Below are 12,608 nucleotides of genomic sequence, written 5' to 3'. Positions count from 1 at the left end.
AGATATCAAGTTACTGCGCGATATGGACGGTCTTACCGCCAATAATCGTACGTAATACCTTCACATTTTCAATATCATCAGCTGGGATCTGAAATACGTTACGATCGAGCACGATCATGTCTGCAAATTTACCCACTTCAAGTGAGCCAATCACATCTTCTCTGTGTTGAGCATAGGCAGAGTCAATCGTGGCTGAACGAAGGACTTCAATGACCGTCATATCACGGTCATTATCCAAGCGAGGGGCTGGTTTACCATTGATATCACGTCCACGGCGAGTGGCTGCGACTTTTAAATCATACCATTCGTCAAAATCATCAATCGGCCAGTCACTACCAAAGGCGACCACAGCACCCGCATCGATAAACTTCGCGATAGGCTCTAATTGTTCAAAACGCTCTTCACCGAGCATGTTACGCTCAAAAGCGGCTAATTCAGGGGTTGGCGCAGCCCACTGGAATGAAAGACAAGCGATCGTTTTGAGGCGTGCAAATCGCTCATAATCTTTTGGATGAACCAATTCATTGTGAGCAAGGCCTGGGCGAATATCTTTTTCTGGATGGGCTGCACGCATTTTTTCGATGGCATCAAGCACAATAGAAACGGCACCTTCACCGACTGTATGTAGATGTGGGTCATAACCTGCCGCCGCAATCTTTTCCATCAATTCATCAAGAATTTCAGCAGTAAAATACAAATCGCCATAGTTATCTGTTTCAACCCAATTTGGAACTTCATCGGTGCCGATATTGATGCGATAAGGCTGCAATAGTGAAGCCGTCATTGTTGGGAACTGCATCACACCATCGACAAACATTTTGATATTTCGCAGGCCGATCCCCGGCGCTGGCGTCCAATCAGCTTGGTGCCATTTTTTAGCGAAAGCGACAGCTTTATCGACAGCGGCTGCAACTGAGGCGACATCCGGAGTTTCATCTGGCGTGATCTCGCGAGCAGCTTGAAAGCGAACGGTCAGCTCTTCGCGACGTTGTAGTTCAGCAAAGGCTTCTAATTGCTGCTCAGAAACACGGGCATCCATTACGGTGGTTACACCTTGCTGGTTTAACACTTTTTGTACCAGTTCAGCAACTTCAATGGCTTGGTCATCGCGAATTGATGGGATGCTGTCTGCTGCACGCATCGCCGGTGCATCTTCTAAAATCCCATTTAGTTCGCCGTTAGCATGTTTACCAATTTTACCATCGGGTGGCTCAGGGGTGTCTTTGGTGATACCAAACAATGCTAAAGCACGGCTATTTGCTAGCAGTGTATGGCAGTCATTGGAAAACAGCACCACAGGGCGATTGGTTTTCAGTTTGTCCATGTCCTCGCGGTACATATCAATACCTGCCGGTAGCATACCTTGGCGTAGCCAAGCTGTGACTTTTAGCCAATCATTTTCCCCGGTACGCGGGTCTTTATCTAAATGATCTTGGACACGTTGTAGTATCTGCTCAATCGTTAGCGACTCGTAGTTGAGGTGGCAGCCAAATAGCTGGATCCCACCCCAAAATGGGTGCATATGGCCATCGATGATGCCGGGCATCATCATTTTGCCTTCTAAATCGATACTCTCAGTTTCCGGCCCAACGTATTGGTGTAATTCCTCTGAAGTACCACTTGCGATAATGTAGCCATCTTGTACGGCAATGGCATCTACAACACTGTTTTGCTTGTCTGCGGTGTAGATATAACCGTTGAAATAAATGACATCTGCAACTTTATTATTCATTTCTAACCAGTCTTTATCAGGGCCCTATCGGTATGGGCAGGAACAAAAATAATGGGGAAATTATGCATCCCCATTATTATCATACGTGTACTAAAGTATAGGTACTAATTGATGATCATATTGGTCTCATCGTCTGAAATTGCGGGTGGACGACGTCTGAAACCATGTGTGAGCAATGTGAGATAAAATGCACCAGCCGCTAGCCAGCACAGGCCCACAGTAAAGGCCTCTTTATCTAGGCTTGTCCATAACCATAGGGTGAGTATGACACCAATCGACGGCATAATCAGGCAAGTGATAAATTTTTTACCATCAAGCGCTTCTTTGCGATCGATATAGAAGTGTTTAATCACGGACAAGTTCACAAAGGTAAATGCAATCAGTGCACCGAAGCTAATCATTGAAGCTACCATGCTGAGCGAAAGCACCAGCGAAAGCAGTGATGCGATGGCAACAAAAATGATTGAATACACAGGGGTATTCAGTTTGGGATGCAGGTACGCAAAAACTGAGCGTGGCAAGACGCCATCACGCCCCATCGCATAGAAAATACGCACAATGCTGGCTTGTGATGTCATGGCTGAGGCAAAGACACCAATGACATAAGCGGTAATAAAGCTAGATGCCATCATTGCGCCGCCGACTTTTTCCATGACCGCGAGGCTAGCAATATCGGTATTTGGAATAAAGTCTTGCCATAATGGATAACTCAAATGGGCGCTGTAAGAGATGATGATAAACAGCGCACCCGCAATAAAGACGGTATAAATAATCGCTTTTGGTAATGTGCTACGCGCATCTTTTGTTTCTTCTGCCATGGTTGAAATGGCATCGAAACCTAAGAAGGCCAAACATAGCACGGCAGCACCCGCGAATAATCCAGGCATTTGATCTGCCGTTAGCGTAATCGGTGCGAGTAGTGCGTCTGTATCTAGCACAAAATTAGTCTTAAAGCTCAAGAACAAGAATACGGCGATAAAGACAATTTGCATGCTAATAATCAGCATATTCATTGAAGAGACGAGTTTGATCCCTAAAATATTCATGATGCTGACAACGGCAATCGTGGTGCAGATAATGACTGGCATTGGAATATTAGGGAAAGCTTCATGCACGAAGATCCCAATCGCAATATAGTTAATAATCGGCAAAAATAAATAATCGAGTAATTGCGCCCAACCGACTAGGAAACCCAATGTTCCGCCAAATGTTTTTTGCACATAAGAGTATGCAGAACCCGAAAGAGGTAGCGCACTCGTCATACGGCAATAGCTCATGGCAGTAAAGAGAACGGCAGCCAATGTCACAAGATAAGCGATAGGCAAATGGCCTTCACTTAATACTGTCACTTGTCCATAGGTAGTGAAAATCCCGAGTGGCACCATATAAGCCAGCCCAAAGAAAATGAGCGCAGGCGTGGTCAGTACACGTTTCATTTGAACGGTATTCTGTTGCATTTTTAAGCCCTTCCCAAAAGCCCTTAACAACTATCAACTCTTTCTGAATACACAGGCGGAGTGAACCTAAAATGCAGCCATATAAACTGACTACACTATTGTATTTAAAAAATTTTTTAGAGCGGACCTGTATTCAATTTCAGAAAACCTCGCACCAGGACATAAATAAATTACATGTCATCGTGCGCACTTTAATGAAACGTCAGTGATGAATCGGACCATCACCATCCGCTGGGGTGAATACAAGCGGCGTACAATATAGAGTCGATGTTCCTTTAACGCAATGATTAATTATTAAAAAATAAAAAATGACTTTTTTTCAAAGAGTTGGTTTTAATTTAGAGATAAACCGGAATTTAATTTTAGATAAATTTAATAATAGCCTGTTTTAAGCGTAACGCAACCCTATTGGATTATCATTCAACACTTTGATTTTATGGGTTTTTCTTTTGTGCGTAAAAGTGGGTTCTACTGAAAGGTGAGTGTTTTATATTGTCGAGAGTTATGGCTTATTTTAATAATAAATGGGCTTTTTTTAATATATTTAGGTTGAGTTAACATTTAGATAAACGCGATGAATTAGCATATTGTCTATTATGCTTAAAATAAATTAACTCATTCAGTTCCATAAAATGAAACACTGACCTTTTATTCATAAATAAATAAAGGTCAGTGTTTTGGACTTTGCCTTTATATAGGCAATTTGCAGGAATTACTTTCTTAACCTTTGTTGTGTGTAAAGTGCATCCAAGGTAAATAAAATTAATGCGACCCAAATAAAGCCAAATGTCACGAGTAGCTCTGATGTCATTTTTTCGCCGTAGATAAATACCGCGAGTAAAAACATAATAGTTGGCCCTAAATATTGGAAAAAGCCCAGTGTCGACAAGCGAAGGTGGTTAGCTGCTTCAGTAAATAGCAACAATGGCACGGTTGTGATAACACCAGCAAGGATTAATAACACATTTAAGTGCCAATCATTCATTGCCATGTTGCTGGTTGGGCTATCGGCAAAGAACAGCAAGAAAATAACGCCCACTGGGAGTAACCACAGGGTTTCAAATGTCATTCCCGTTTGGGCATCAACTCCAAGTTTTTTCCGTAATAAACCGTAGGTTGCAAAAGTCACGGCGAGGCTAAGTCCGATAACCGGAACGGAGCCAAATTGCCATAACTGAATAAGAACACCCGTTAAGGCTAAAATAACCGCGACCCACTGCATGCGGCGAAAGCGCTCTTGCAGAAATAGCATTCCAAATAAAACGTTCACCAGAGGGTTAATAAAGTAGCCTAGGCTAGCTTGCAACATATATCCATGGTTAACGGCCCAAATATAAATTAGCCAGTTGGAAGCGATAGTCACCGCGGTGACGCCTAATATAAGGATTTTTTTAGGCTGCTTTAACACTTGGCGCATATAGCTCCAGTGTTTTGTTGCAGTTAATAAAACCAACATAAAGAAAAATGACCAGATAATACGATGAGTCAGTATCTCTTCTGCCGGCACCTCTTGGATGGTTTTAAAATAAATAGGTGCGACGCCCCAAATTAAATAAGCGCCCAAGGCACATAACACGCCTTTGATGGTATTTTGTTGGCTCATTATTGGCTCTGAATTTGAATAAACGGCTAAAAGTAAGTCGATTGAGATATCGAGCCTTAGAAAATATCGGCTCGATTTATGACCTTATTAATGTGACATTGCTCGAGTTTTTTTACAAGTTATTAGTTGAGTAAGTAACTAATTTTTTACTTTCTCGTTTCATCCAATGAGATAAGTGGCCGTGGCTGTTGCGATATGCTGATTACGTTCGTTATGTAGTTCGCAACGCGTCACTGCAATTTTATTGCCATCGCGTAATAAACTGGCGCTTGCAGTAAACACTTCACCTCGACCAGGACGTAAATAATCAACTCGTAGATCAATGGTGCCCATTTTTGACATTTTATCGACAATATCTTGATGCACTAATGGTGTGATCCGTTGGAGAATACGGTTAATACATACCATGCCACCAGCGACATCTAATATTGATGCAATGACACCACCGTGAAGAATGTTTTGTGTAAAATTACCAATCAATTCTGGACGATTCTTAATTGTTAGTTGGACAAAATCATCATTTATCTGAGCCAATTGTATTCCCAAAAGCTGATTAAAAGGCATTTTATAGATAAACGCATCACTCATGAGCTTACTTGCTTCTTCTAATGTATAAGTACGGTCATTCATCTTATTCATCCTTTAAAAAATATGTGAATAATAAGTTATCACTATGTATAAAATATGTCTCTATGAAATGAACGAATAATCTTTCAGCAGTTGTCAGATTTTGTGTGTAAAATGAGATAAACTTTTTTGGGATTTTTTCAGAATAGGAATAACAGAATGCGCGTTTTTCACAAATTAGTTGGTACTGTGCTCTGTTTTTGGTCTGTATCATTATTCGCCGCAGAAAATACAGATACATTAACTTCCGTAGATACAACAGAGAAAACGCCAATTAGAGGCAGCATTATTTCTGGGTTATTACAAAATTACGAGAGTCCTTTTGTACTTTACCCTTATGAATCCAATTACATTATTTATACCTATACCTCATCTATGAATAAAGAGGCGATAAAAAGCTATGATTGGGGTAAAGATGCATTGCGCGATGAAGTAAAGTTTCAGATTAGTCTAGGTTTCCCTTTATGGCGCGGGATTGCGGGGGAAAACTCCGTATTAGCGGCGTCATATACTCAGCGTTCTTGGTGGCAATTAAGTAATAAAAAAGAGTCTTCACCATTTCGCGAAACCAATTATGAACCTCAGCTATTTATTGGTTGGGCAACAGATTATCAATGGGGAGGTTGGACATTACGAGAGCTGGAAACAGGCTTTAACCACGAGTCGAACGGTCGCTCAGAGCCAACCTCTCGCAGCTGGAACCGCATTTATGCGCGGGCCATGGCACAAAATGGCAATTGGCAAGTTGATTTAAAACCGTGGTATCGCATTCATGAGAGTGAAGGCAGCGATGATAATAAAGATATCACCAAATACATGGGCTACTATCGACTAAAAGTGGGTTATGCTCTAGGTGATAGTGTGATTACCGCGACAGGGCGTTACAACTGGAACAGTGGTTATGGTGCCGCGGAATTGGGTTGGAGCTATCCCATTACCAAACATGTGCGATTATATACCCAGTTGTTTAGTGGCTATGGCGAATCGATGATTGATTATGATTACCGACAAACACGTTTTGGTATCGGTGTGATGCTAAATGATATGCTTTAGTCATTAGCGCTTATTTGCTAGCATACTGCAACTCTATTTCAAGTGATACCTTGAAAAACACCGAGTGCTAACCCGCTATTTAGATGCTGCTCTATTGAGCAGCTATCAGTTTGTCATTTGAGGATCCGCGTGTCTACAGCTGAAGTGATCTCCCAGTTTTCACTGGCTGAAAGTATACTCAATAATACTTTTGGTTATCAGTCTTTCCGCCCTGGGCAGGAAGCTGTTATTCGTGCCATACTCGATAACCGCGATTGTTTGGTGCTTATGCCAACTGGGGGCGGTAAATCGCTATGTTATCAAGTTCCTGCTCTGGTTAAAGAGGGGGTAACGCTGGTGGTATCGCCTTTGATCTCCCTAATGAAAGATCAGGTCGACCAATTACGCCTTCATGGTATCAAAGCAGCTTGTTTAAACTCCTCTCAAACCGCTCAAGAGCAGCGAGACGTGATGGCCTTATGCGCCCAAGGCGCCATCAAGTTGCTGTATGTTGCGCCCGAAAGGTTATTAACTGACTATTTTCTTAGCCAGCTGAGTAGTTGGAATATCAGTTTATTGGCGGTGGATGAAGCACACTGTGTTTCGCAATGGGGGCATGATTTTCGTCCTGAGTATCGCGCCATTGGTCAGTTACGGCAGCACTTCCCTGATGTTCCTATCATGGCATTAACGGCAACAGCAGATGAAACGACACGAGCCGATATCGTACGTTTATTGGCCTTACATGACCCTTTGATACAAATCAGCAGTTTTGATAGACCCAATATCCGCTATACCTTAGTCGAAAAATATAAACCGCTTGATCAGCTTTGGTTCTTTATCAAAGCACAAAAAGGTAAAGCGGGTATTGTCTATTGCAATAGCCGCAGCAAAGTGGAAGAAACGGCAGAGCGTCTGCAAAAACGTGGGTTAAGCGTTGCAGCTTATCATGCAGGGTTAGATAACCAACAACGAGAGTGGGTACAAGATGCTTTTTTAAAAGATAACCTACAAATTGTTGTGGCAACAGTGGCTTTTGGTATGGGGATCAACAAGTCCAATGTGCGCTTTGTGGCGCATTTTGATATCCCTCGCAATATCGAGGCCTATTATCAAGAAACAGGGCGAGCAGGTCGCGATGGGGTTGAAGCGGAAGCCGTACTATTTTATGACCCTGCGGATATGGCATGGCTACGCCGCTGTCTTGAAGAGAAACCCGCTGGCTTGCAGCAGGATATTGAGCGCCATAAGTTGAATGCGATAGCTGCATTTGCGGAGGCTCAAACTTGCCGCCGATTAGTGCTGCTCAATTATTTTGGTGAAAATAGGCAAGCGCCGTGTGGCAATTGTGATATCTGTTTAGACCCGCCAAAACAGTATGATGGGCTAGTGGATGCCCAAAAAGCGCTATCTTGTATTTACCGTGTTGGTCAGCGTTTTGGTATTGGTTATATTGTTGAGGTCTTGCGCGGGGCAAACAATCAGCGCATCCGCGAACTAGGTCATGATAAATTACCGGTATATGGCATCGGTAAAGATCAATCCCATGAGCATTGGGTCAGCGTTATCCGCCAGTTGATCCATCTTGGGATGATCACACAAAATATTACGCATTTTTCAGCGTTGCAATTAACGGAAGCAGCTAGGCCGATATTACGCGGCGAATCCGCTTTGCAACTTGCTGTTCCTCGTGTTTTGGTGGCAAAAAGCCGTAATCAGCAAAGCAAAGTTTATCGAGGAAACTATGATAAGAAGTTATTTGCTAAGTTGCGCAAATTGCGTAAATCTATAGCAGACGAAGAGAATATTCCTCCATTCGTTGTGTTTAATGATGCAACCCTGATTGAGATGGCTGAGCATTGTCCGGCTTCCCCTTCAGAATTGTTGTTAATTAATGGTGTGGGGGAGAAAAAGCTTGAACGCTTTGGTGATGCTTTTATGACATTGATTAGGGACCATCTTGAAGGTTACGAATGACGAAAGGATATACATATGACCCCAGAAAAGCTGAAAGAAAATTGGTTAAACCGAGAAACTCAATTTTCTGCATTTGCTAACGGTCCACTTTTAGACTTTTGGTTGCGCAGAGAAGAAGCTGAATTTCTAGGGGTCGATGATGTTCCTATTCGCTATGTTCGTTTTACCCATTCCCTAAATAATAAAGCCGTTGTTATCTCCCCTGGTCGTAGCGAAAGCTATATGAAATACCCAGAAGTTGCCTATGACTTTTATCACCTCGGTTTCGATGTCTTTATTATTGACCATCGAGGGCAGGGGCGCTCCGGACGTATGTTGGATGATCCACAAAAAGGCCACGTTGAAAAGTTTACTGACTATATTGATGATTTTGCAAAGTTTGTTGAACTTGAAGTGCAATGTCGGCATTATCTCAAATGTTATGCATTAGCCCACTCAATGGGGAGTGCGATCCTCGGCGGCTATTTATTACGGGATAATGTCACCTTTGATGCAGCGGCGTTTTGCGCCCCTATGATTGGGATTAATTTACCGATCCCACACTGGTTAGCGAGCTTTATTGTTGATCGGGCGGAGCTACACCGCAGTGTGCGTAATGACTATGCGATTTCAACGGGGAAATGGCAGCCGTTGCCTTATTTGATCAATGTGTTGACTCACAGTCAGGAACGTTACCGGCGTTATCTCCGCTATTATGCGGATTATCCCGAATTGCGGCTAGGTGGCCCTACCTATCATTGGTTAAAAGAAAGTTTTGCAATTGGCGATGAGCTAATTGCCCGGGCGGGAGAAATTGATGTACCACTGTTGGTGTTAGAAGCAAGTGAAGATAAAGTGGTCAGCAATCGAGAGCTACAGGCTTTTTGTCAAAGTCGGCAAAAAGCACAGACAGGAAGAGAAGAAAAATTACCCCTCGTGATTGAAGGGGCACACCACGAAATCCTGTTTGAAGTGGATGCATTAAGAGCGATGGCGCTTAATGCTATCTGTGATTTTTTTGAGCAGTATTAGCTAGGAATGATTTATGAAATATCCTGTTGTTGCTTCTGATTTGGACGGTACTCTTTTATCTCCTAATCATGATTTAACCGCTTTCACCAAGGAAACACTGAAACAATTAGTAGAAACACAAGATATCCATTTTGTGTTTGCGACGGGTCGTCACCATGTGGATGTTGCACAAATTAGAGATGGTTTAGGTATTGATGCCTATATGATCACGTCGAATGGTGCACGGGTACACAATACAAAAGGTGAATTGATCTTTAAGCATAATGTTGATCCTGAAATTGCTCATGAGTTGTGCTTGATGGAGTTTGATCACCCTGATTTGGTGACCAACTATTACGGGGGAGATGACTGGTTTATTAACCGTGAAAGCCCCGAACAGAAAGAGTTCTTTAAAGAATCGGTATTTCAGTACACGCTATTTGATCGCCATAACTTTGATACTTCAGATGTTTGTAAAGTCTATTACACCAGTGAAGATCACGATATGTTGGTAGATTTACAAAATCGCATCCGTGAACGTTGGCAAGATCGTGTTAATGTGACTTTTTCACTACGTAGTTGCTTAGAGGTCATGGCTGGTGTGGTTTCTAAAGGGGAAGCCCTGCAACAAGTTGCGGCACTTCAAGGTTATCAAGTGCATGACTGTATCGCCTTTGGTGATGGTATGAACGATAAAGAAATGCTGACCTTGTCAGGGAAAGGTTGCATTATGGAAAATGCTCACCAGATGCTTAAAGATGAATTACCTCAACTTGAGGTCATTGGCTCTAATGCCGATGATGCGGTAGCGCGTTATTTAAGAAAGCTCTATTTAGCATAATGTAAAAATTAAATGTTATCCGAAAATAGAGGTCGATAAAACGACCTCTATTTTATTATCGCAAATCTATTCATTCACCTACTGCTTAGCTATTTAAATATTAAATAAAAACAGCGTTTATATGTGAAATATAAATTTTAACTCTAAATTAAGTTAGTTTAAGCTATGCTATTAATATTAAAATAATATTGTTTATCTAGGCTTGAAAATAGAGGGAATGTGTATGGATATCGACGTCAGAGTGGAAAAGCTCCTAGAAAAAATAAGTCTCGCCCATCGTTCAATAAAGCTGTATGAAGAGAGGATATTGCAATTAAATCAATCAGCTAAAATGAGTTTTAACTCAATAGATAATGAGGTTAACGAAGGTGATTTTCAATTTATTTTCAGTATATTAAATAATCTAAAATCTGATTTGGAAAATAACAAGGAATTATTTGGATTGATTTTAGAAAAACAAATAATATATAAAAATATACTCGATGAGATTAGCAAAATTAATGTTGGGCCAGCGTTATATCAAGCCACTCAATTTGATAATGATATTGAAATGCTAAATAGCTTTATAGTATCACAGGAATTTTTCGATAAAGTTAACGATGAATTAAGCCGCATTAGTCATTCTTATTATGGTTCATACCGTCAAATTATTGAGGAAATGCAGCAGTTAATTGAAGTGAGAGGTTATCTTCAATATGACCTACAAGGGATTAATAGTGACCTTGAGCCGATTAAAGAAACATTGAATGTATTTCGGTTAACTGGGGAGCTACCTCGAGACATTGTGTTATACCGGAGAATACAAGAGAGAGCCGATGAGTTATTGCTATCAAGCCATATTAGTGCGCTCCCTCCAGCAGAAAGCGAAATACCGGTATTTCGAGACAACTCTCTCGATGCTTTTTTACCCAATCAATTGTGCCATGCTAAACCGTAAGCGTGTGTCTTACCATAACGAAAGTAAGGTGTTGCCGACACCTTACTTGGATCAGGAAATATCTCATTTTATACAACAAACTTAAAAAAAGATGCTGAATTTGCAATAAAGTCAATTTTCCTATTCTTTCTGTATGCAAGTGGCATTAAACTATCAACGAGTCGGCAGTGTGTTTAGGCTATAGCTTAGCAGCAGTTTGCCGATAATAATGGATCACACTGTTTTCGCAGTCGGTAATTTGCACTGTTGAGGGTTGTTTAGGATGAAAAAAATTGCGTTAGCGCTATTGTTGGGTTCTGTTTGCTATAGTTCATTATTACTGGCTACTCCCCCGATAAAATCGGCACCTTCACAACAGACAATAGAGCAAATTACGCAATTAGCACAAAAAGGTGATCCAACCGCACAATATCTTCTCGGTCAACGCTATTTTAAAGGTAATGGCGTTTCTCAAGATTCTAAAGTCGCTGCTGAATGGTTTATCAAGGCGGGTGATCAAGGCAATGCAGACGCTCAATTCCAATTAGGAACAATGTATGTGAACGGCTTTGGCGTTCGCCGAGACTACGATAAAGCGATGCTTTGGTATCAACAAGCGGCTAAACAGAATGATACACGGGCAGAAACCAATATGGCGATGATGTATGCTCAAGGCCTTGGTGTCGCTCAAGATCTCGAAAAGGCAGCTTATTGGTTCAGAAAGGCCGCTCAAGGGGGCAACGTGATTGCCCAATTCCATATTGGCCAAATGTATTCTATCGGCAGTGGTGTTGATCTCGATAATGAAAAAGCGGTGTTTTGGTTCCGCAAAGCTGCGAAGCAGCGCGATGCAAAAGCACAAGATCGTTTAGGGGTCATGTACTCTGAAGGGAAAGGTGTAAAGAAAAACCTTCAGCAATCTTATGCTTGGCTAACCACCGCGGTGTATAGCGGTAATAAAGAGAGCCATCGGCTGCAAAGTAAAGTCGCAGAGCAATTAAGCGAAAGCGAATTAAAGCAAGCGCAAAAATTAGCAGAGAACTATATTCAATCCTATGGATTTAAAGCAGGTTGAATGATCTGATCATTCGTGGGATATGATCCGATATCCCACCATAATGATCACGGATAATACAAGATAGGCCCAGCTCATACGGTAAAAACGGTTATATCCCCATCCCCGACGCACATCCAACTGTAGTTGCTTATCTGATACTTTACTCACCAAAATACGAAACGCCACAATATATAGCAGGGTCAGCACTTGCCATAAATACAGGATGTTGACTGCAAATGATTTACCTACCACCAGTAAGATGATGAGTGGAATAAGAAAAAACAGAATGGAGCCGATCTTCTCAAGTTGAGAGACTCGCAATAAAGTCAGTTCATCTTGTGGTTCAATGGGCGCTTTCATTTTTCTACCTTAATTC

11 protein-coding genes are annotated in these 12,608 nt (G+C 41.7%); 6 read left to right on the top strand and 5 right to left on the bottom strand.

What is annotated here, in order from left to right; genetic code table 11:
• Positions 1 to 10: 10 nt before the first annotated feature.
• From I3B46_RS20265 to I3B46_RS20250, 4 genes are all read right to left on the bottom strand, one after another.
• Entirely contained in the window at positions 11 to 1,732 is a 1,722-nt protein-coding gene (locus tag I3B46_RS20265) for an amidohydrolase (protein ID WP_004915572.1), read from the bottom strand.
• Positions 1,733 to 1,836: 104 nt separating this feature from the next.
• Positions 1,837 to 3,189, bottom strand: coding sequence for an APC family permease (locus I3B46_RS20260; protein ID WP_004915576.1), 1,353 nt, complete (start codon positions 3,187 to 3,189; stop codon positions 1,837 to 1,839).
• Positions 3,190 to 3,901: 712 nt separating this feature from the next.
• Positions 3,902 to 4,792 (bottom strand): EamA family transporter RarD, encoded by an 891-nt coding sequence (gene rarD / locus I3B46_RS20255; RefSeq protein WP_004915578.1) that lies wholly within the window; start codon positions 4,790 to 4,792, stop codon positions 3,902 to 3,904.
• A 159-nt stretch (positions 4,793 to 4,951) separates the two neighbouring features.
• Positions 4,952 to 5,422, bottom strand: coding sequence for a thioesterase family protein (locus I3B46_RS20250; RefSeq protein ID WP_014657293.1), 471 nt, complete (start codon positions 5,420 to 5,422; stop codon positions 4,952 to 4,954).
• Positions 5,423 to 5,608: 186 nt separating this feature from the next.
• Here I3B46_RS20250 and pldA point away from each other — a divergent pair, with 186 nt between their 5' ends.
• The 6 genes from pldA (at position 5,609) to I3B46_RS20220 (ending at position 12,250) form a co-directional block, all read left to right on the top strand.
• Positions 5,609 to 6,472: a phospholipase A gene (gene pldA / locus I3B46_RS20245; RefSeq protein WP_376738356.1), complete on the top strand. Its 864-nt coding sequence runs from the start codon at positions 5,609 to 5,611 to the stop codon at positions 6,470 to 6,472.
• Between the two features lie 129 nt (positions 6,473 to 6,601).
• Positions 6,602 to 8,428 (top strand): ATP-dependent DNA helicase RecQ, encoded by a 1,827-nt coding sequence (gene recQ, locus I3B46_RS20240; protein WP_004915592.1) that lies wholly within the window; start codon positions 6,602 to 6,604, stop codon positions 8,426 to 8,428.
• Between the two features lie 15 nt (positions 8,429 to 8,443).
• The gene (gene pldB, locus I3B46_RS20235) at positions 8,444 to 9,439 is read left to right on the top strand and encodes a lysophospholipase L2 (protein WP_004915594.1); all 996 of its coding nucleotides are present in this window, start codon (positions 8,444 to 8,446) and stop codon (positions 9,437 to 9,439) included.
• A 13-nt stretch (positions 9,440 to 9,452) separates the two neighbouring features.
• Positions 9,453 to 10,259, top strand: a complete 807-nt coding sequence (yigL, locus tag I3B46_RS20230; protein WP_004915597.1) for a sugar/pyridoxal phosphate phosphatase YigL — start codon at positions 9,453 to 9,455, stop codon at positions 10,257 to 10,259.
• Positions 10,260 to 10,482: 223 nt separating this feature from the next.
• Positions 10,483 to 11,196: a hypothetical protein gene (locus I3B46_RS20225; RefSeq protein WP_004915599.1), complete on the top strand. Its 714-nt coding sequence runs from the start codon at positions 10,483 to 10,485 to the stop codon at positions 11,194 to 11,196.
• Positions 11,197 to 11,458: 262 nt separating this feature from the next.
• Positions 11,459 to 12,250: a tetratricopeptide repeat protein gene (locus I3B46_RS20220; protein WP_004915601.1), complete on the top strand. Its 792-nt coding sequence runs from the start codon at positions 11,459 to 11,461 to the stop codon at positions 12,248 to 12,250.
• Positions 12,251 to 12,259: 9 nt separating this feature from the next.
• Here the strand turns inward: I3B46_RS20220 and I3B46_RS22605 are convergent, their stop codons facing one another.
• Positions 12,260 to 12,592, bottom strand: coding sequence for a hypothetical protein (locus tag I3B46_RS22605; protein WP_076914533.1), 333 nt, complete (start codon positions 12,590 to 12,592; stop codon positions 12,260 to 12,262).
• Positions 12,593 to 12,608: the final 16 nt, after the last annotated feature.

This window comes from Providencia sp. 2.29 (assembly GCF_015832305.1).
In the GTDB taxonomy this organism is placed as follows: domain Bacteria; phylum Pseudomonadota; class Gammaproteobacteria; order Enterobacterales; family Enterobacteriaceae; genus Providencia; species Providencia stuartii.
Note: the sequence above shows the minus strand (reverse complement) of the source record. Positions and strands in the feature narration are given on the sequence as shown.